This is a genomic window from Streptomyces sp. R44, from assembly GCF_041053105.1.
Classification (GTDB): Bacteria; Actinomycetota; Actinomycetes; order Streptomycetales; family Streptomycetaceae; genus Streptomyces.
This window is the reverse complement of sequence record NZ_CP163444.1, coordinates 2,092,287-2,110,730: the sequence shown is the minus strand read 5'-3', so window position 1 is coordinate 2,110,730 and position 18,444 is coordinate 2,092,287. Positions and strand designations below refer to the sequence as shown.

Annotated in this window: 21 protein-coding genes; 13 read left to right on the top strand and 8 right to left on the bottom strand. The window is 73.3% G+C overall.

The window, feature by feature from the left end; all coding sequences use genetic code 11:
* Nucleotides 1-40: 40 nt before the first annotated feature.
* The 5 genes from AB5J54_RS09815 to amaP are packed head-to-tail and all read left to right on the top strand — an operon-like array spanning nt 41 to nt 2,312.
* Nucleotides 41-526, top strand: coding sequence for an Asp23/Gls24 family envelope stress response protein (locus tag AB5J54_RS09815; RefSeq protein ID WP_369143526.1), 486 nt, complete (start codon nt 41-43; stop codon nt 524-526).
* 42 nt (nt 527-568) lie between these two features.
* Nucleotides 569-760: a hypothetical protein gene (locus tag AB5J54_RS09810; RefSeq protein ID WP_369143525.1), complete on the top strand. Its 192-nt coding sequence runs from the start codon at nt 569-571 to the stop codon at nt 758-760.
* 9 nt (nt 761-769) lie between these two features.
* Entirely contained in the window at nt 770-1,135 is a 366-nt protein-coding gene (locus AB5J54_RS09805; protein WP_369143524.1) for a hypothetical protein, read from the top strand.
* On the top strand, nt 1,132-1,728 hold the full coding sequence (locus AB5J54_RS09800) for a DUF6286 domain-containing protein (protein ID WP_369143523.1): 597 nt from the start codon (nt 1,132-1,134) through the stop codon (nt 1,726-1,728). Before AB5J54_RS09805 ends, AB5J54_RS09800 begins: the two co-directional genes overlap by 4 nt.
* Complete coding sequence (amaP, locus tag AB5J54_RS09795; protein WP_369143522.1) at nt 1,725-2,312, top strand: alkaline shock response membrane anchor protein AmaP; 588 nt, start codon at nt 1,725-1,727, stop codon at nt 2,310-2,312. Before AB5J54_RS09800 ends, amaP begins: the two co-directional genes overlap by 4 nt.
* A 3-nt stretch (nt 2,313-2,315) precedes the next feature.
* On the opposite strand, the gene AB5J54_RS09790 is transcribed toward amaP, so the two are convergent.
* The 6 genes from AB5J54_RS09790 to AB5J54_RS09765 all read right to left on the bottom strand — a co-directional run bounded on the left by AB5J54_RS09790 (nt 2,316) and on the right by AB5J54_RS09765 (nt 7,741).
* Complete coding sequence (locus AB5J54_RS09790) at nt 2,316-3,071, bottom strand: SDR family oxidoreductase (RefSeq protein WP_369143521.1); 756 nt, start codon at nt 3,069-3,071, stop codon at nt 2,316-2,318.
* 5 nt (nt 3,072-3,076) lie between these two features.
* Complete coding sequence (locus AB5J54_RS09785) at nt 3,077-4,861, bottom strand: glycoside hydrolase family 15 protein (RefSeq protein ID WP_369143520.1); 1,785 nt, start codon at nt 4,859-4,861, stop codon at nt 3,077-3,079.
* Nucleotides 4,862-4,913: 52 nt separating this feature from the next.
* Nucleotides 4,914-5,714, bottom strand: a complete 801-nt coding sequence (locus AB5J54_RS09780; RefSeq protein WP_369143519.1) for an SURF1 family protein — start codon at nt 5,712-5,714, stop codon at nt 4,914-4,916.
* An 81-nt stretch (nt 5,715-5,795) separates the two neighbouring features.
* Complete coding sequence (locus AB5J54_RS09775) at nt 5,796-6,029, bottom strand: hypothetical protein (RefSeq protein ID WP_073806545.1); 234 nt, start codon at nt 6,027-6,029, stop codon at nt 5,796-5,798.
* Nucleotides 6,030-6,092: 63 nt separating this feature from the next.
* On the bottom strand, nt 6,093-7,067 hold the full coding sequence (locus AB5J54_RS09770; RefSeq protein ID WP_369143518.1) for a DEDDh family exonuclease: 975 nt from the start codon (nt 7,065-7,067) through the stop codon (nt 6,093-6,095).
* Nucleotides 7,064-7,741, bottom strand: coding sequence for a TetR/AcrR family transcriptional regulator (locus tag AB5J54_RS09765; RefSeq protein ID WP_369143517.1), 678 nt, complete (start codon nt 7,739-7,741; stop codon nt 7,064-7,066). The genes AB5J54_RS09770 and AB5J54_RS09765 overlap by 4 nt, the downstream gene beginning before the upstream one ends.
* Nucleotides 7,742-7,837: 96 nt before the next feature.
* On the opposite strand from AB5J54_RS09765, the gene AB5J54_RS09760 reads away from it, so the two are divergent.
* The 8 genes from AB5J54_RS09760 to AB5J54_RS09725 all read left to right on the top strand — a co-directional run bounded on the left by AB5J54_RS09760 (nt 7,838) and on the right by AB5J54_RS09725 (nt 15,451).
* Nucleotides 7,838-8,635: an acetoacetate decarboxylase family protein gene (locus AB5J54_RS09760; RefSeq protein WP_369143516.1), complete on the top strand. Its 798-nt coding sequence runs from the start codon at nt 7,838-7,840 to the stop codon at nt 8,633-8,635.
* A complete protein-coding gene (locus tag AB5J54_RS09755) occupies nt 8,635-9,519 on the top strand; it encodes an SDR family NAD(P)-dependent oxidoreductase (protein ID WP_369143515.1) in 885 nt (294 codons plus the stop codon). The genes AB5J54_RS09760 and AB5J54_RS09755 overlap by 1 nt, the downstream gene beginning before the upstream one ends.
* Before the next feature lie 11 nt (nt 9,520-9,530).
* Nucleotides 9,531-10,820 (top strand): amidohydrolase family protein, encoded by a 1,290-nt coding sequence (locus AB5J54_RS09750; RefSeq protein ID WP_369143514.1) that lies wholly within the window; start codon nt 9,531-9,533, stop codon nt 10,818-10,820.
* Entirely contained in the window at nt 10,820-12,043 is a 1,224-nt protein-coding gene (locus tag AB5J54_RS09745; protein WP_369143513.1) for an amidohydrolase family protein, read from the top strand. The genes AB5J54_RS09750 and AB5J54_RS09745 overlap by 1 nt, the downstream gene beginning before the upstream one ends.
* A 24-nt stretch (nt 12,044-12,067) precedes the next feature.
* Nucleotides 12,068-12,781, top strand: coding sequence for a VIT family protein (locus tag AB5J54_RS09740; RefSeq protein ID WP_369143512.1), 714 nt, complete (start codon nt 12,068-12,070; stop codon nt 12,779-12,781).
* Nucleotides 12,782-12,882: 101 nt separating this feature from the next.
* Nucleotides 12,883-13,761, top strand: coding sequence for a sterol desaturase family protein (locus AB5J54_RS09735; protein ID WP_369143511.1), 879 nt, complete (start codon nt 12,883-12,885; stop codon nt 13,759-13,761).
* Nucleotides 13,758-14,390, top strand: coding sequence for a lysoplasmalogenase (locus AB5J54_RS09730; protein ID WP_369143510.1), 633 nt, complete (start codon nt 13,758-13,760; stop codon nt 14,388-14,390). The genes AB5J54_RS09735 and AB5J54_RS09730 overlap by 4 nt, the downstream gene beginning before the upstream one ends.
* A gap of 17 nt (nt 14,391-14,407) precedes the next feature.
* Nucleotides 14,408-15,451: a zinc-dependent alcohol dehydrogenase family protein gene (locus tag AB5J54_RS09725; RefSeq protein WP_369143509.1), complete on the top strand. Its 1,044-nt coding sequence runs from the start codon at nt 14,408-14,410 to the stop codon at nt 15,449-15,451.
* A gap of 42 nt (nt 15,452-15,493) precedes the next feature.
* Here the strand turns inward: AB5J54_RS09725 and AB5J54_RS09720 are convergent, their stop codons facing one another.
* On the bottom strand, nt 15,494-16,795 hold the full coding sequence (locus AB5J54_RS09720; protein WP_369143508.1) for a CoA transferase: 1,302 nt from the start codon (nt 16,793-16,795) through the stop codon (nt 15,494-15,496).
* A 91-nt stretch (nt 16,796-16,886) separates the two neighbouring features.
* On the bottom strand, nt 16,887-18,422 hold the full coding sequence (locus AB5J54_RS09715; protein ID WP_369143507.1) for a S8 family serine peptidase: 1,536 nt from the start codon (nt 18,420-18,422) through the stop codon (nt 16,887-16,889).
* Nucleotides 18,423-18,444: the final 22 nt, after the last annotated feature.

Here is an 18,444-nt window from a genome sequence, read left to right as displayed (position 1 = left end):
TGGGCGAAGAACCCCGAAATATGACAGAAGGGGCTTGATGATGACGGACACCACTCAGACCGGAGACACCGCGACGGACGATCCGCGCGAGTCCCGCCGTACCTCGGTGACCAAACGGGGCGGCGGCGCACCGGCGTCCCGGGGCCGGACGACGATCGCCGACGGGGTCGTCGAGAAGATCGCCGGTCTCGCGGCACGCGACGTCGTCGGCGTCCACGCCATGGGCAGCGGACTCTCCCGCACCTTCGGCGCCGTCCGCGACCGCGTTCCCGGCACCGGCGGCGGCAAGGCCAGCGTCACCCGCGGGGTGAAGGCCGAGGTCGGCGAGGTGCAGACCGCGCTCGACCTGGAGATCGTCGTCGACTACGGCGTCTCCATCGCCGACGTCGCCGGCGACGTCCGGGAGAACGTCATCGCCGCCGTGGAGCGGATGACGGGCCTGGAAGTCGTCGAGGTCAACATCGCGGTCAGCGACGTGAAGCTGCCCGAGGACGAGGAAGAGGAGCCGGAGCCCCGGCTCCAGTAGTCGTCGGAACTCCGGCGACAGGCGCCAGGAAAGGGGCTCGGAATGAGTATGGCGGTGGTCGGCCTGGTGGCCGGCATGGCTCTCGGGTTCGCCGGTTACTTCGGCGGCTTCGGAGCGTTCGTACTGGTCGCGGCCCTCGGGGCCATCGGCTTCGTGGCCGGGCGGTTCCTCGACGGAGACCTCGAACCCGGCGATCTGTTCCGGGGACGCGACCGTGGCGAGCGGCGGCGGTGACCCGGGGTGGTGACGGATCTGGCAGACGACCCGGTACGGGACGGGGTGCGGGACCGGGGGGCGACCACGGTCGCCGACCGGGTCGTCGCGAAGATCGCCGCCCAGGCGGCCGGAGAGGCGATCGGCTCCGCCCCCGAAGGGGGATCGAAGCCGCACGCCCAGGTGGTCGTCCACCGGGAGATCGCCCGCGTCTCGGTGAGCCTCGAGCTCGACTACCCCTCCGACGTCGGCCGCCAGTGCGGCGCCGTCCGGAGCCGGGTACGCACGCGCGTGGAGGAGCTCGTCGGCCTGGAGGTCCATGAGGTGACCGTCCACGTCGAGCGCCTCCACTCCGCGCACACCCGCCACGCCACGCCGAGGGGCCGCCTCGCATGACCTCCACCCCGGAAAGCCCCCCTGAGACCGGCGCGGCGCACGTCCGCCGGTTCTGGGCCGTCCGCCGCATCCCCGCCGCCGTGCTCGCCGCCGTCGTCCTCGGCGGCACCGGGCTGCTCCTCTACGACGTCGCGGCCGTACGGGCCGTCCGCTCCGCGATGGCCTGGCGGCGCAAGCTCGCCGACGGCCTCGCGACCCGGCCGCTCGACGACGTGGTGGTCGTCGTCGGCGCGGCCGTCGCCGTCGTGCTCGGCGTCTGGCTCCTCGTCCTGGCCGCCACCCCCGGGCTGCGCGCCGTCCTCCCGATGCGCCGCGAACACGGCGACGTCCGGGCGGGCCTCGACCGCGAGGCCGCCGCCCTCACCCTGCGGGACCGCGTCATGGAGGTCTCCGGGGTGCAGTCCGTCCGGGTGCGCGTCGGCCGCGCCAAGGTGGCCGTCCGGGCGGTGTCCCACTTCCGGGCCCTCGACGAGGTGAGGGCCGACGTGGAGACGGTGCTCGCCGGCGGAGTCGAGGAGCTCGGCCTCGCCCACCCGCCCGCGACGACGGTACGGGTGGCCCGGCCGTCCCGGAAGGAAGGCAAGCCCAAGTGACCGTGGTCCTCCGGCGCGTCAACCGCGTCCTGCTCGGGCTCGCCGGGCTGATCCTCGTCGTCGTCGGCGGCGCCGTCCTCGCGGCCGCCGTCGACCTGCCCGTACCGTCCTGGTGGCCCTGGTCCGGCCCCGACGACGTGCTGCTCACCACCGCACAGCGGCAGCGCTGGCGGGACGAGGGCTGGTGGTGGCCGGTGGTCATCGCCGTCCTCGGGCTCGTCGTCCTGCTCGCCCTGTGGTGGCTGCTCGCCCAGTTCCGCCGGGCCCGGCTCTCCGAGGTCCTCGTGGAGACCGGCGACGGCGAGGAGGCGGTCCTGCGCGGCCGGGCCCTGGAGAGCGTCCTGGAGGCGGACGCGACCGCACAGGAGGGCGTGGCCCGGGCCAAGGTCGCCCTCACGGGCCGCCGGGCCGCTCCCCGGACCCGGATCCGGCTCCTCCTGGAGCCGCACGCCTCCCCGGGCGACGCCCTGACCGCCCTCAGCACCGAGGCCCTCGCCCACGCCCGTACCTCGACGGGCCTGCCGCAGCTGCCCACCGAGGCACGTCTGCGCGCGGTGAAGCACCGCGCCCGCAGGGTCGCCTGAGCGTCAGAACTCGGCGCGCGCCCCGCCGTCCACCGGCAGCATCAGACCCGTCAGGTACGAGGCGGCCGGCGAGAGCAGGAAGGCGGCCGCGGTCCCGAACTCCGCCGGGGTGCCGTAGCGGCGCAGCGGGATCGTGAGCTCGTTCGCCGCGCGGGTCGCGTCGGCGTCGCCGGAGAGCGCGTCCAGGGAGCGGACCCGGTCGGTGTCGATCCGGCTCGGCAGCAGCCCGATGACGCGGATCCCTCGCGGCCCCAGGTCGTTGGAGAGCGACTTGGCGAAGCCGGCGAGGCCCGGGCGCAGCCCGTTGGAGATGGTCAGGCCCGGGATCGGTTCGTGGACGGAACCGGACAGGACGAAGCCGATGACCCCGCCCTCGGTGAGCGTCTCGGCGGCCGCGCGGGCCAGCCGTACCGCCCCCAGGAAGACGGTGTCGAAGGCGGCCGCCCACTCCTCGTCGGTGTTGTCCGCCGCGAAGCCGGGCGCCGGGCCGCCGACGCTGATCAGGATGCCGTCGAAGCCGCCGAACCGGGCCCGAGCCTCGGCGATCAGCCGGGCCGGGGTCCCCGGGTCGGTGTTGTCGGCGGCGATGCCGGCCGCGCCGTCGCCGAGCTCGGCCACCGCGTCGGCGACCGTCTTCTCCTCGCGCCCGGTGATCAGCACCTTCGCGCCCTCCGCGAGCAGCGCCTCGGCGGAGGCCCGGCCGAGCCCCCGCGTCGCACCGGTCACCACGTACACACGGTCCTTCAGTCCCAGATCCATGGGCCCTATCCTGCCGTCTCCTCGGCGGCGAGCGCCAAGGCGGTCCCGACGAGTCCGATGTGGCTGAACGCCTGCGGGAAGTTGCCCAGCTGACGTCCCGCCACCGGGTCGTACTCCTCCGCCAGGAGCCCCACGTCGTTGGTGAGCCCGACGAGCCGCTCGAAGAGCTCGCGGGCCTCCTCGGTGCGGCCGGTCAGCCGCAGCGCGTCCGCCAGCCAGAACGAGCAGACCAGGAAGGTCCCCTCCTGGCCCGGCAGCCCGTCCAGGGCCGTGGAGTCGGGGCTGTACCGGCGCAGGAAGCCGCCGTGCATCAGCTCGTCCCGTACGGCGTCCACGGTGCCCACCACCCGCGGGTCGTCCGGCGGCAGGAAGCCGACCTGCGGGATGAGGAGGGTGGCGGCGTCCAGCCCGGACGAGCCGTACGCCTGGGTGAAGGTGTTCCGCACCGGGTCGTACGCCCGCGCGCACACCTGGGCGTGGATCTCGTCCCGCATCGTCCGCCAGCGGCTCGCGTCCCCCGGCAGCGAGGGGTCGGCCTCCAGGGTGCGGACGGCGCGGTCGGCGGCGACCCAGGCCATCACCTTGGAGTGGGTGAAGTGGCGGCGGGGCCCGCGGACCTCCCACAGACCCTCGTCGGGCTCCCGCCAGGTGGACTCCAGGAAGCCGAGCAGGCTCAGCTGGAGGTTCCAGGCGTGCCGCTCCGGCGGGATCCCGGCCTCACGCGCGCGGTGGAGGGAGTCCATGACCTCGCCGTACACATCGAGCTGGAACTGGTCCACCGCCGCGTTCCCGGTCCGTACCGGCGCCGAGTCGGCGTAGCCGCGCAGCCACGGCAGGCTCGTCTCCGGCAGCCGGCGCTCCCCGGCGGGGCCGTACATGATCTGCAGGTCGGCGGGGTCGCCCGCGACCGCGCGCAGCAGCCAGTCCCGCCAGGCGGCCGCCTCCTCCTCGTATCCGGCGGCGAGCAGCGCGCCCAGGGTGAGGGAGGAGTCGCGCAGCCAGCAGGCGCGGTAGTCCCAGTTCCGCACGCCGCCGAGCTCCTCCGGCAGGGAGGTGGTGGGGGCGGCGACGATCCCGCCGGTGGGGGCGTACGTGAGCGCCTTGAGGGTGATCAGGGAGCGCAGCACCGCCTCCCGGTGGGGGCCCCGGTAGGTGCAGCGGGCGGTCCACTCGCGCCAGTCCGCGAGGCACTGCTCCAGGGCCTCGAAGGGGTCGACGAGCTCGGGCCGCGGCTCGTGCGAGGGGTGCCAGGTGAGGACGAAGGCCACCTTCTCGCCGGCGGCGACGGTGAAGGAGGACTGGGTGGAGAACTGCTGGCCCCAGGTCTTCACGTGCGGCTCGCTGCGCAGCCAGACCGAGTCCGGCCCGGCGATCGCGACCCGGTGTCCGTCGGCCCTGCGCACCCAGGGGACGATCGAGCCGTAGTCGAAGCGGAGCCGCAGCACGGAGGCCATCTCGACGCTGCCGCCGATGCCCTCCACGACCCGCATCAGGTCGGGGCTCCTGTCCCGCTGCGGCATGAAGTCGACGACCTTGACGGTGCCCGTACGGGTCTCCCAGTAGGTCTCCAGGACGAGGGAGTCCTCGGCGTAGCGGCGGGTGGTGCAGGTGGTGGCGCCCTTGGGGGCCAGCGTCCAGTGGCCGTTGTTCTCGTCGCCGAGGATGGCGGCGAAGCACGCGGCGGAGTCGAAGCGGGGCAGACACAGCCAGTCGACCGACCCGTCGCGGCCGATGAGCGCGGCGGTCTGGAGATCCCCGATGAGGGCGTAGTCGTCGATACGTTGCGTCACGCTTTGGGCTGTTCCCGGAAGCGACGACTGTCAATCAGAGGGACGGAGTGGCCTACGCCTCGGCCGGGGCGGGTTCCGGGGAGGCGGGGACGTCGGGGGCGGCGGCCTGGGCCTCCCGGTCGCGCTTCTCGCGGCGCACCAGGATCACCCAGCCGATGGGCACCCCGGCGGTGAAGAGCCACCACTGCACGGCGTACGCCATGTGGGGGCCGATCGAGTCGTGGTCCGGCTCGGCGATCGTCTCGGGGGTGCCGTCGGCCGGCGCGGGCGCGGTCAGCTCCAGGTAGCCGCCGAGCACCTCGCGGCCGATGAGCTCGGCCTGCTGCCGGCTGCTGATGAGCATGACCTGGCGGTCCGGCAGGCCCTTGAGGTCCTTGATGCCGCTGGCGCCCGTCGTCTCGTCCGCCTTGAGCCGGCCGGTGACGGTCACCTCGCCCTTGGGGGCGGGCGGCACCGGCGGGAAGGAGTGCTGGTCGGCGGCGGCCGGGATCCAGCCGCGGTTGACCAGGACGACCCGGCCGTCGCGCAGCACGAGCGGGGTCAGGACGTGCACGCCGACCCGCTCGTCGGAGGAGGTGCGGCGGCGGACGACCACCTCGTGGGCGGTGTCGAAGGTGCCGGTGGCGGTGACCGTGCGCCAGTAGTCGGCGCGCGGGACGGTGTGGCCGGGGGAGGTGAGCTCCTCGACCGGGAGCGGCTTCGCCTTGAGGTTGTCCGCGATCAGGGCGTTCTGGGCGATCCGGCGTTCGTGCCGGTGGAACTGCCAGAACCCCAGCTCGATCATCGTCGGGACGAGGACGAGGGCGACGAGGGTGAGGATCACCCACTGCCGGGACAACAGGAAGCGGTACACCCCACGACCGTACAGCGCGGGTCGCGGGGTGCTCGCACGGGGGGTTCGGGTCGGTTCGCCCGACTGCCCCGGATCGTTTCCTCACACCCTGTCGACGATGCCCACCTTTCCCTCCGCGCGGGCGCAGTGGCCGCCGCAGTACCAGCTGCCGTCGACCTCGACGCCCTGTCCGATGATCTGGACCCGGCAGTGCTCGCAGATGGGCGCCATGCGGTGGATGGCGCAGGCGAAGCAGTCGAAGACGTGCACCGCGCCCTGCGCGTGCACCTCGAAGGACATGCCGTAATCGTTTCCGCAGACCTCACAACGTGCCATGCGCCACAGGGTGGAGCGCCCGGCGGGCGCGCGCAGCTCGGCGCGCCCGCCGGGCCGGGGGTGTCACCCGTCTGCCGGGGTCACGTCCCGCAGCAGCTGGGTGTAGGCGGCCTCGTCGACGACCGGTGTGCCGAAGGACTTCGCCTTCACCGTCTTGGAGGTGGCGGCGTCCGGGTCGTTGGTGACGAGCAGGCTGGTCAGCCGGGAGACGCTGGTGGCGACGTGGAGACCGGCCTCGACGGTGCGGTCCTCCAGGAGCTCGCGGTCGACGGAGGTGTCGCCGGAGAAGGCCACCCGCATGCCCTGCTTGAGCGGTTTGTCCGACTCGTACCGTCCGGGGTTGGGGTACGGGCACGGCGGGCGCTTCCGCGAGGGCCGCCAGCTGCCCGCCCGGTACGAGGACTGGTGGCCGATCCGCGGCTGCGCCGGCCCCGAGGCCCACTCGGTCAGCGGCCGGCACTCCAGGAGCGGCAGACGTACGTTCCGCTCGGCCGCCGCGTGCAGGCTCGGCCGGAACGCCTCGGCGAGCACCCGCGCGTCGTCGAGCGCGTTGTGCGCGCGCTGCTGCACGACACCGAAGTGCGCGGCGAGCGACTCCAGCTTGTGGTTGGGCAGCGGCAGCGACAACTCCTTGGCGAGCGCGATCGTGCACAGCCGCTGGCGCACCGGCGCGGCGGACTCCGCGCGCGCGTACTCCCGGGCGATCATCTGCCAGTCGAACATCGCGTTGTGCGCGACGAGCACCCGGCCGTCGAGCCGGGCCGCGAACTCCGCCGCGATCTCCGGGAAGAGCGGCGCGCCCTCCAGGACGTCGCTGGTCAGGCCGTGGATCCAGACCGGGCCGGGATCGCGCTCGGGATTGACGAGCGTGTACCAGTGGTCCTCGACGTTCCCCTGCGCGTCCAGCCGGTAGACGGCAGCCGACACTATCCGGTCGTCTCGGGCGAGTCCGGTGGTCTCCACGTCGACGACCGCGTACCCCTGTGGGTAGGCGGCCGGCCACATCGCTGCTGTCGTACGGTCGTCAAACACGGTCACTGAGAATACGGCCCGCGACCGACAGCCCCGTCCCCGGCGCCCTCGATCTCCCTCCGCGCGTCGGCGAGCAGGCCGTCCACCAGGGCCCGTACGGAGTCGGCGAAGAGCCGCTCGGTGTCGATCGGCGCGGCCAGCGCGCGGGCGAGCGGCCCGTCGGCCTCGGCGTCCTCCCCGCGCCACAGCTCCTCCTCGGCGGGGGACTGGGCGGGGGCCCGCTCGCGGTTGCGCTCCACCAGGACGTAGCCGACGACCTGGAACTGCACGGCCCGGACGGCCCGGGCGGCCCGCGCCCCGCGCAGCCCCGCCGCGTGCGCCTCGTGGACCAGGGCGCGCTGGGCCGGCAGGAACATGCGCTCCGTCAGTCCCCGTTCGTGGACCATCGCCACCAGGTGCGGCCGCTCGCGCAGCGCGCGGCGCAGCGCGCGGGCCACCGAGACCATCCGCTCGGCCGGGGTCGCGCCCCGGGGCCGGATCGTGCCGAGGTCGGCCACCGTGCGGGCGACGAGCGCGTCGAGGAGCGACTCCCGGTTGCCGACGTGCCAGTAGATCGAGGTGACCGCGGTACCGAGCTCGGCGGCGAGCCGGCGCATCGTGAGCGCGTCCGGGCCGTGCTCCCTCACCAGGGCGGCCGCGGTGTCCAGGACCTCGTCGCGGGTCAGCGCGGAGCGTGCCATCGATTCCCCCAACTCCTCTGCGTGCAGACCTCTTTACCCTTCGGCGGCAGCGGTGTAACTGTGTTACAGGCCGACGATCCCGAAGGGTGGTACGTCATGGCACGAGTACGGTACGGGGCGCGCAGCGACGCGGAGGCGGCGGCGGCCCGCGAGCGGTCCGCCAAGCTCCCCGACATCTGGTCCACCGGTGTGGTCGCCGTCTGGGAGACCGACCCGGACGTCGTGGCGGCGGTCCTGCCACCCCCGCTGAAGCCCACCGCGCGCCCCCTGGTGCGCGCCAACATCAGCAAGGTCGACCTGCCCGGCTATCCGCTCGGCGCCGGCTCGGTGGCCGTCGCCGCCGCCCACGGCGACCGCGAGGGCTGGTACCCGCTGGTCATGCCGATGACCCACGAGCGGGCCCTGATCGGCGGGCGCGAGGTCTTCGGCGAGCCGAAGAAGCTGGGCGAGGTCACGGTCGAGCGCGACGGGCTCGTCGTGCGGGCCGCCCTCGCCCGGCACGGCATCGCGTTCGTGGAGGTGCGCGGCGCGGTCTCCGGCCCGCTGGCGCTGCCGGAGCCCGTCGAGAAGACCGACTTCTACTTCAAGTTCCTCCCGGGCGTCGAGGGCACCGGCTTCGACGCCGACCCCGTCCTCGTGCACTGCGTCCGCAACGAGAAGGTGCGGAAGCTGGAGCGGATCACCGGTGACGTGGTCCTGCGCGAGTCCATGTACGACCCGGTGGCCGACCTCCCGGTGCGCCGGCTCGTCGAGATCACGATCGGCGAGAAGACCACCGACCAGAAGGGCACGGTCGCCGAGCGCGTCTCGGCCCGGGACCTGCTGCCCTTCGTCCACCAGCGGTACGACGACCCGCTCCAGATCCTCGACGGACCCCCGGAAGGAAGTGCCTGATGGAGCTGCGTGAGGGACAGGTCGCCGTCGTCACCGGCGCGGCGAGCGGCATCGGCCTCGCGATGGCCCGCCGCTTCGCCGCCGAGGGCCTCGCCGTCGTCCTCGGGGACGTCGAGCGGGCCGCTCTGGAGGAGGCCGCCGACGAGCTGATGGCGGGCGGCGCGCAGGTCCTCGCCCGGACCGTCGACGTCTCCGACGCCGACGAGGTACGGGCCTTCGCGGACGCGGCGTACGAGACCTTCGGCGCCGTCCACGTCCTCTGCAACAACGCGGGCGTGGGCTCCGGCGCCGAGGGCCGGATGTGGGAGCACGAGCCCAACGACTGGAAGTGGGCCTTCTCCGTCAACGTGTGGGGCGTCTTCCACGGCATCCAGGCCTTCGTCCCGCGCATGCTCGCGGGCGGCGAGCCCGGCCACGTCGTGAACACCTCCTCCGGCGACGGCGGCATCGCCCCGCTGCCCACCGCCTCCGTGTACGCGGTCACCAAGGCGGCCGTCGTCACCATGACCGAGTCCCTGTACGCGCACCTGAAGGCCGAGCACGCGCGCGTGGGTGCCTCCGTCCTCTTCCCGGGCCCGCACATGCTCCGCACCGGACTGTGGGAGTCGCACCGCAACCGGCCCGAGCGGTACGCCAAGCAGCGGCCGCGCAGGACCCCGTACCGCAGCCTCGACCAGTACGAGGCCGCGATGAAGGAAGCCGGCCACGAGGTGACCTTCACGCCCGTCGAGGACGTCGCCGAGCACGTCGTCGACGGCATCCGCGCCGACCGCTTCTGGATGCTGCCGGAGAGCGAGCACAGCGACCGCCAGATCAAGGCGCGCTCCCGCTCGATGCTCGACCGCGCCAACCCGTCGTACCTGGAGAGCTTCATCCTCGACTGAGGGGCTTCACCATGAGCAACGAGCGCCATGAGGACCCGTATCTGATCATCTCCTCCGACTGCCATGCCGGGCTCCCCACCGAGGAGTACCGGCCCTATCTCGACCCCCGCTTCCACCGGGACTTCGACGACTTCCTCGCCGGGCGCGAGGCCCGCCGGGAGGCCATGACCCGGCTCGGGGTGCGCAACGAGGCCTTCGCGAACAAGTGGTTCACCGACAACGAGGAAGGCCTGCGCGGCGGCTGGGACCCCGCGCAGCGGATCAAGGAGCTCGACGGCGACGGGGTGGCCGCCGAGGTCGTCTTCCCCGACGCGGACGCCGTCGACAGCCAGACCGCCGCGCCCTTCGGCGTCGGCCTGGGGCTCTCCGGCGACCAGGACCCGCAGCTCGGCATGGCGGGCGCGAAGGCCCACAACCGGTGGCTGGCCGAGTTCGTGTCCGCGAACCCGGCCCGGCACTGCGGGGTCGCCCTGCTGCCCGTCACCGCCGACGTCCGCGAGGTCGTCGCCGAGATCCACCGGGCCAAGGAGTCCGGGCTCGGCGCGCTGATGATCCCCTCCATGTGGGTGGACAAGGCGCCCTACCACGACCGGCGTTACGACCCGGTGTGGGCGGCGGCCGCCGAGACCGGCATGCCGGTCGTCACCCACTCCGGGGCGGCACCGCGCGAGGAGTACGGCGACCACCTCGGGATCTACGTCTCCGAGGTCACCTTCTGGCCGGCCAGGCCGCTGTGGTTCCTGCTCTGGTCGGGCGTCTTCGAGCGCCACCCGGGCCTGCGGTTCGGGGTCGCCGAGTCCGGCTGCTGGTGGCTGCCGAACCTGCTCTGGTTCATGGACCGGCTCTATCTGGGCGCGCACGGCGGCAAGAAGCTGTCCCCGTTCGCGGAGCTGAAGCGGCCGCCGAGCGAGTACCTGGACCGGCAGGTCTTCGTCTGCGCCACCAACACCAAGCGGCGCGAGCTCGCCCAGCGGTACGAGATCGGCGTCGACAACATCCTGTGGGGCTCGGACTTCCCGCACCCGGAGGGCACCTGGCCCGACACGCGCGCGTGGCTGCGGAGGACGTTCCACGACATCCCGGTCGAGGAGACCCGGCGGATGCTGGGGCTCGCCGCCGCGGAGGTCTTTGGATTCGATATCCAAATATTGGATCCGATAGCCCGTCGCATCGGCCCCACCCCCGCCGACCTCGGCCAGCCCGCCGACCAGGCCGCCGTCGAGGCCTCCTGGGCCCGCTCCCGCGAGGTCGGCCGGCACTGGCTCACCGATCACGAGTTCCCGGTCCTGGGGGCGAACTGATGGACAGATACACCGTCATCTCCGCCGACTGCCACGCCGGCGCCGACCTCCTCGACTACAAGCCGTACCTGGAGAAGAGGCACCACGACGACTTCGACGCCTGGGCGGCGACCTACGTCAACCCGTACGAGGACCTCCTCGCCGACACCGCCGACCGCAACTGGAACTCGCAGCGCCGGCTGCGCGAGCTGGAGGCGGACGGCATCGTCGCCGAGGTCGTCTTCCCCAACACCATCCCGCCGTTCTTCCCCAAGGCCTCCCTGATGGCCCAGCCGCCCACCCGCGCCGAGTACGAGCAGCGCTGGGCCGGACTCCAGGCCCACAACCGCTGGCTGGCCGACTTCTGCGCGGACGCCCCGGGGCGCAGGGCGGGCGTGGCGCAGATCCTCCTCAACGACGTGGACGCGGCGGTCGCGGAGATCCGCCGCGCCCGCGAGGCCGGTCTCACCGGCGGCATCCTGCTGCCCGGGGTCCCGCCGGGCTCGCCCGTCCCCGAGCTGTACTCGGAGGCATACGACCCGATCTGGGCCGTCTGCGCCGAGCTCGACGTGCCGGTCAACCACCACGGCGGCTCCGCGTCGCCGCCGCTCGGCGACGAACCGGCCGCCCGGGCGGTGTTCATGGTGGAGACCACCTGGTTCTCCCACCGGGCCCTGTGGCACCTGATCTTCGGCGGCGCGTTCCGGCGCCACCCGGGGCTCAAGCTGGTCCTGACCGAACAGGGCTCGGGCTGGATCCCCGGCGTGCTCGACATGCTGGACTACTACCACCGGCGCCTGGTGTCGGCCGCGACCCGGGCCGCCACCGCCGAGTCCAAGTTCGGCGCAGGCCTCGCGGAGTCCATGGGCAAGGGCCCCAAGGAGGTCTGGCGGGACAACTGCTTCGTCGGCGCGAGCTTCATGCGCCCCCACGAGGTGCCGCTGCGCGACCGGATCGGCCTCGACAAGATCATGTGGGGCAGCGACTACCCGCACGACGAGGGCACCACCCCGTACTCCCGCGAAGGCCTCCGCATCGCCTACGCGGGACTCCCAAGGGAGGAGGTCGCCGCCATGGCCGGCGGGAACGCCGCCCGCGTCTACGGCTTCGACCTCGCCCTCCTCGACCGCCTCGCCGCCGTCCACGGCCCGGCCGTCGAGGAGATCGCCCAGCCCCTGGAGAAGGTCCCCGAGGGGGCCACCAGCCCGGCCTTCGCCCCGGGCGGGTCGGTCCGCGTGTGGTGAGGCGACGGGTGCGACCCTCCTGGGGTGACTGAAGCCCCCGCACACGACGAGGCCCACGGCGGCGGCCTCGGCTCCCGTCTCAACTGGCTCCGGGCGGCCGTGCTCGGAGCCAACGACGGCGTCGTCTCCACCGCCGGCCTCGTCGTCGGCGTCGCCGGCGCCACCGAGTCCCAGGCCGCCCTGCTCACGGCCGGGCTCTCGGGGCTGCTCGCCGGCTCGATGTCGATGGCGGCGGGGGAGTACGTCTCCGTCTCCAGCCAGCGCGACTCCGAGAAGGCCGCCCTCGCCCAGGAGAAGCGCGAACTGCGCGAGCGGCCGGAGGCCGAACTCGCCGAACTGACCGGCCTGCTCGCCGCCCGCGGTCTCTCCCCGGAGGTGGCCCGCGAGGCCGCCGAACAGCTCACCGCCCGCGACGCGCTGCGCGCCCACGCGCGCGTGGAGCTCGGCATCGACCCCGACGCCCTCACCAACCCCTGGCACGCGGCCGGCGCCAGCTTCCTCGCCTTCACCGTCGGCGCCCTGCTCCCGCTCCTCGCGATCGTCCTCCCGCCGCCCTCCGCGCGCCTCTGGGTCACGGTCCTCTCCGTGCTCGCCGCGCTCGCCCTCACCGGCTGGTGGAGCGCCCGCCTGGGCGCCGCCCCCACGCCCCCGGCGATCCTCCGCAACGTGGCGGGCGGGGCCCTCGCGATGGCGGTCACCTACGGCGCGGGCTCCCTGCTGGGAGCGGCGGGCGTGTGAGTCCTTGTCGGAAGGCGCCAAAGCTTGCTGACAAACTGTCTCACTTACTTGTAAGTAATCACGTCTAGTCGCGTCCGCCCGCCGCCTCTACCGTCGACGGCATGCCGAACCTGCCCGATGTCGTGCTCTGGTCCATACCGGCGTTCGCCCTGCTCACCGTCCTGGAGATGGTCAGCCACCGGATCCACCCCGACGAGGACGCCGCCGGGTACGAGGCCAAGGACGCCGCCACCAGCATCGGCATGGGGCTGGGGAGCCTCTTCTTCGACGCGCTGTGGAAGATCCCCGTCGTCGCGATCTACACCGCCGTCCACGAGCTGACCCCGCTCCGCGTCCCCGTCCTCTGGTGGACGATCCCGCTCATGCTGCTCGCGCAGGACTTCCTCTACTACTGGCAGCACCGCGGACACCATGTCGTCCGCATCCTCTGGGCCTGCCACGTCGTCCACCACAGCAGCCGGAAGTTCAACCTCAGCACCGCCCTGCGCCAGCCGTGGACCGGCGTCACGGGCTGGCCGTTCTACCTGCCGTTGATCGCCCTCGGCGTCCACCCGGCGGCCGTCGCCTTCTGCTACTCGGTCAACCTGGTCTACCAGTTCTGGATCCACACCGAGCGCATCGACAAGCTGCCCCGCCCCTTCGAGTACGTCCTCAACACCCCCTCGCACCACCGCGTCCACCACGCCTCCCAGGGCGGCTACCTGGACCGGAACTTCGGCGGCATCCTGATCGTCTGGGACCGGATGTTCGGCTCCTGGGTCGGCGAGACCGAGCGTCCCGTCTACGGGCTCACCAAGAACATCGAGACCTACAACCCGCTGCGCGTCGCCACCCACGAGTACGCCGCCATCGCCCGCGACCTGCGCGCCGCGCACGGCTGGCGCGAGCGGGCCGGACGGGTCTTCCGCGGCCCCGGCTGGCAGCCGGCGACCCGTGCCCCGAAGGCCGTGCCCGCCGCCGCCCCGGAGGCCGCGGCGTGAAGACCTCCTCCCGCGTCCTGCTCGCCGCCTTCGGGCTCGCGGCCGCCGTCGACCTGCTCTCGCTGCTCGCCGGCGCCGAGCTCGGGCACCAGATCGCCAAGCCGCTCCTGATGCCCCTGCTCGCCGCGTACGCCGTCACCCGCGGCGCCCCCGGGCCGCTGACCGCCGCGCTCCTCCTCGGCTGGGGCGGAGACGTCTTCCTGCTCTCCGACGCCGACTGGGCCTTCCTCGTCGGCATGGGCTCCTTCGCCGCCGGACACGTCTGCTACCTGTTCCTCTTCGGCCGCGGGCGTACGTCGCCGCTGCTCGGCGCCCTGTACGCCCTCGCGCTCCTCGCCACCGTCGCGCTCCTCTGGCCCGACCTCCCCGCCGAGCTGCGGATCCCCGTCGCCGGGTACTCGCTGCTGCTCACCGCGATGGCCTACCGCTCCAGCGCCCTCGGGCTCCTGGCCGGCCTCGGCGGCGCGCTGTTCCTGCTCTCCGACACCCTGATCGCCACCGGCGTCGCCGAGTGGCCCCAGCTGCCGGCGCCCGACTTCTGGGTCATGCTGACCTACATCGCGGCGCAGTACCTGCTGACGGCGGGAGCGCTCCGCGCGATGTACGGTGAACGTCGTACAACCGTCTGACAGCAAGGACCGCCCCCATGCGCGCCACCACCATCCACGCCCCGTTCGACATGCGCGTGGAGGACGTGCCCGACCCGGTCATCCAGGAACCCACGGACGTCGTCCTGCGGGTCCTGCGTGCCTGCATCTGCGGCAGCGACCTGTGGGCCTACCGCGGCGAGTCCGCCCGGCAGCCCGGCCAGCGCATCGGCCACGAGTTCCTCGGCATCGTCGAGGCGGCCGGCTCCGAGGTCGCCGGCTTCGCCGCCGGCGACCTCGTCGTCGCCCCCTTCGTCTGGTCCGACGGCACCTGCGAGTACTGCGCCGAGGGCCTCCAGACCTCCTGCCCGCGCGGCGGCTTCTGGGGCTCGGTCGGCTCCGACGGCGGCCAGGGCGAGGCCGTCCGCGTCCCGTACGCGGACGGCACCCTGGTCAAGCTCCCGGCCGAAGCGGCCGGCGACGACCGCCTCCTCACCGCCCTGCTCGCCCTCTCGGACGTCCTGGGCACCGGCCACCACGCCGCCCTCGGCGCGGGCGTCACGAAGGGCTCCACGGTCGCCGTCGTCGGCGACGGCGCGGTCGGCCTCTGCGGCGTCCTGGCCGCCAAGCGGCTCGGCGCGGAGCGGATCATCGCGCTGGGCCGGCACACCGCCCGTACCGACATCGCCCGTGCCTTCGGCGCCACCGACGTGGTCGCCGAGCGCGGCGAGGCCGCCGAGGCCGCCGTCCGCGAGCTCACCGGCGGCCAGGGCGCCCACGGCGTCATCGAGGCCGTCGGCACCGAGCAGTCGATGCGCACGGCGGTCGCGATCGCCCGCGACGGCGGCTCCATCGGCTACGTCGGCGTCCCGCACGGCAGCGGCACCGGCCTCGACCTGTCGGTCATGTTCGACCGCAACATCGCCCTCCGCGGCGGCGTCGCCCCGGTCCGCGCCTACATCCCGGAACTCCTCCCGGACGTCCTCTCCGGCGCCGTCGACCCCTCGCCGGTCTTCGACCTGACGGTGGGCCTGGACGGAGTCCCGTCGGGCTACCGGGCCATGGACGAGCGCACGGCCCTGAAGGTCCTCGTCAAGCCGTAGCACGCACCGACGGCGGGCCCCCGGCCCGCCGTCGGCCAGACCTCAGGCCCCGGCCCACTCCGGCGCGTCCGTCCCCGCGACGCCCGGGGGCCGGGTCCAGGAAGCCGGACCGTCCTCGTACGAGACCGGCGACACCGCGTGCCGCAGCCGCCCCAGCGGGCCCTCCGTCTCGACGAGGTACCGCTCCGGCTCGTACCGCGGCAGCGAGTGCGTCAGCCAGTGGCCCGTCTGGGCCAGGGCCATGCGGACGAGCCGGCTGCCGCCCTCCTGGCGCTGCTCCGTCAGCGACCGCAGCACCGCCGCCGCAAGCAGATACCCCGTGCCGTGGTCCAGCGCCTGAGCCGGCAGCGCACCCGGCTCCGAGGCCGAGCCCTCCGTGACCGCGATGCCCGTCGCCACCTGCACCAGGGAGTCGAAGCCGCGCCGCCCGCCCCACGGCCCGTAGTCGCCCCAGGCGGAGAGCCGGGCGGTCACCAGGCCCGGCCGCTCCAGGTCGAACCGGTCCAGCGCGCCCGGCCGGTAGCCGGTCACCAGCACGTCGGCGGAGTCGAGGAGTTCTTCGAACGTCCGCCGGTCCGACGGACGGTCCAGATCCAGCGCCGCCGTCCGCTTGCCGACGCCCGTGTCCGCGTGCTGGTCCGGCAGTTCCGGGTTCCCCGGCGGGTCGATCCGCAGCACGTCCGCGCCGAGCAGCGCGAGCGTCCGGGTCGCGACCGGACCGGCGATCACCCGGGTCAGGTCGAGGACCCGCAGCGGCCGCCCGGCCGCGGCCCGGGGCGCCGCCTCGTCCAGCCGCTCCCGGGTCAGCAGCGGCCGCGCCGCCACCTCCCGGCCCTGCTCGCCCGCCGCCCATTCCTCGGGCGTCCGCAGGGCGACGGCCAGGCCCCCGGCCGCGTACACCGCCGTCTCGACCTCGACGGCCTTCCGCTCCCCGATCGCCGCCGCGACGGCCTCCACCGAGTCCGGGACCCCGAGCGCCGCGAGCAACGCCGCTCGGTGGTGGGGGTAGTTGGCGTGCGTACGGACCCACCCGTCGGCCGCACGCCAGAAGCGGGAGAGCGGCGCGAAGTTCACCGGCGCCCGCCCGTCGACCCGCAGATGACGCTCGCTCACGAAGGCGGTGGCGACGGCCCCGTCGTCCACCCGCACCGGCCCCGGAAGCCCCGCGTGCTCCACCGCGGCGAGCGAGCAGGCCGCGACCGCGCCGCGTGCCAGGTCCATCACCGGAAGCCGCGCGGGCAGCAGCCCGGACACCCCGCCGTACTCCACCCGGTCGACGAGGGCGGGATCGCCGCCCAGGGCCGACCACAGCAACTCCGTACTCGTGCGCACTGTGTTGTCCATGATCAGCAGTGTGGCACTGAGTGCCACCCGTGCCACGCGCAAGGGCCCCGGTGTGGCACACCACACCAGGGCCCTCGTCCACGCGTACCGCTTACTTCACGGCGTCCAGCGCGTCGATCAGACCGGCCCCGTAGAAGCCGTTCTTGTTCACGCCACCCTCGCAGACGGCGTCGATCTTGCCGTCGCCCTCGATGTCGTACGGGTTGGTGCAGGCGCGGTCGTCGGCCTGCGCGTACAGCAGCGCCTTCAGCGCCGCCGGGCTCGCGTAGGGGTGCGTCGACTTGATGAGCGCCAGGACACCCGCCGCGTGCGGCGAGGCCATCGACGTACCGGCCTTGTAGTTGTAGCCGCCGTCGACCGTGGTCGACAGGATGCGGCCGTTGACCGCCGGGGCGTTCGGCGTCTGGTACTCGGTGCGGTCACCGCCGGGGGCGGCGACGTCGATCACACCGAGACCGTAGTTGGAGTAGGACGCCTTCAGGTCCTTGGCGCCGGTCGCGGAGACCGTCACGACGCCCGGCAGCATGGCCGGGTAGTCGAAGCACTCCGACGGGTCGATGTCACGGGGGACAGCCGTGGTGTCGTTCGGGCTGGTCGTGTCCGTGATCTTGTCGGCCGCCAGGTCGAACTTGGAGTTGCCGGCCGCGGCGACGTTGACCGTGCCCTTCTTCTCCGCGTACCGGGTCGCGCGGGTGACCGCCTCGATGAGGGCCTTCTGGTCCTCGTCGTTCTTGCAGGCGAACATCCACGGGTCGGTGTAGTAGCTGTTGTTCGTGATGTCGACGCCGTGCTCGGCCGCCCACACGAAGCCACAGACCACGGCCTCGGTGTAGAAGAAGCCGTCCGGGGTGGACACCTTGATGCCGGCGAGCTTCACGCCCGGCGCGACACCCGTGATGCCGACGCCGTTCTTGGCGGCGCCGATGGTGCCCGCCACGTGCGTGCCGTGGTCGCTCTCGCCCTTCATCGGACGCCACGAGCCGGCGGTGGTGTCCGGCTTGCCGGACACGCAGTTGGCGGACGCGGCGGCGTCGAAGTTCGGCGCCAGGTCCGGGTGGGTGTCGTCGACACCGGTGTCGATGATGCCGACGGTGACCCGGCTGCTGCCGAGGGTCTTCTGGTGGGCCTTGTCGGCCTTGATCGCCGGGAGGTCCCACTGCAGGGGCTCCAGCGGGTCCTGACCGTCCGTGGCGGCGGCCGCGGCCGCCTTCGCCTCGGCGGCGGACAGCGTCTGCGCGCCCTCGTCGACGGAGTCGTCGGACTGCACGGAGAGCGGGGCGGTACGGGTCGCACCGGCCGACACCACACCACGCGCCTGACGGATCGTCTTCGCGAACTCGGGGTTCTGCGAGTGGACGACTATCACGCCTATCTGGTCGTACGAGATGACCACCTCGCCACCCGCGGCGGCGATCGCCTTCTTCACCGAGGAGGCGGTCCAGCGGCCACCCTCGACGTTGACGACGTACGAGAGCTTCGGGCCGCTGAAGGCGGCCACGGTGGCCGGGGCGTCGCTCAGTTCCGCGGCGGAGGCGGCGCCGGGGGCAAGGAAGCCGAGCGAGGCCGTGAGCGCGAGACCGACCGGCAGAGCGAGAGCTCGGCCGCGCCTCGATCCCAGATGAGCCATGGGTTCTCCACATCATCCGTAT

Coding starts and splice junctions, on each gene's coding strand:
- AB5J54_RS09735 (WP_369143511.1), top strand. CDS start 12,883: ATGCCGAACCTGCCCGATGTCGTGCTCTGGTCCATACCGGCGTTCGCC.
- AB5J54_RS09755 (WP_369143515.1), top strand. CDS start 8,635: ATGGAGCTGCGTGAGGGACAGGTCGCCGTCGTCACCGGCGCGGCGAGC.
- AB5J54_RS09725 (WP_369143509.1), top strand. CDS start 14,408: ATGCGCGCCACCACCATCCACGCCCCGTTCGACATGCGCGTGGAGGAC.
- AB5J54_RS09745 (WP_369143513.1), top strand. CDS start 10,820: ATGGACAGATACACCGTCATCTCCGCCGACTGCCACGCCGGCGCCGAC.
- AB5J54_RS09720 (WP_369143508.1), bottom strand. CDS start 16,795: ATGGACAACACAGTGCGCACGAGTACGGAGTTGCTGTGGTCGGCCCTG.
- AB5J54_RS09760 (WP_369143516.1), top strand. CDS start 7,838: ATGGCACGAGTACGGTACGGGGCGCGCAGCGACGCGGAGGCGGCGGCG.
- AB5J54_RS09775 (WP_073806545.1), bottom strand. CDS start 6,029: ATGGCACGTTGTGAGGTCTGCGGAAACGATTACGGCATGTCCTTCGAG.
- AB5J54_RS09810 (WP_369143525.1), top strand. CDS start 569: ATGAGTATGGCGGTGGTCGGCCTGGTGGCCGGCATGGCTCTCGGGTTC.
- AB5J54_RS09815 (WP_369143526.1), top strand. CDS start 41: ATGACGGACACCACTCAGACCGGAGACACCGCGACGGACGATCCGCGC.
- AB5J54_RS09800 (WP_369143523.1), top strand. CDS start 1,132: ATGACCTCCACCCCGGAAAGCCCCCCTGAGACCGGCGCGGCGCACGTC.
- AB5J54_RS09765 (WP_369143517.1), bottom strand. CDS start 7,741: ATGGCACGCTCCGCGCTGACCCGCGACGAGGTCCTGGACACCGCGGCC.
- AB5J54_RS09750 (WP_369143514.1), top strand. CDS start 9,531: ATGAGCAACGAGCGCCATGAGGACCCGTATCTGATCATCTCCTCCGAC.
- AB5J54_RS09790 (WP_369143521.1), bottom strand. CDS start 3,071: ATGGATCTGGGACTGAAGGACCGTGTGTACGTGGTGACCGGTGCGACG.
- AB5J54_RS09715 (WP_369143507.1), bottom strand. CDS start 18,422: ATGGCTCATCTGGGATCGAGGCGCGGCCGAGCTCTCGCTCTGCCGGTC.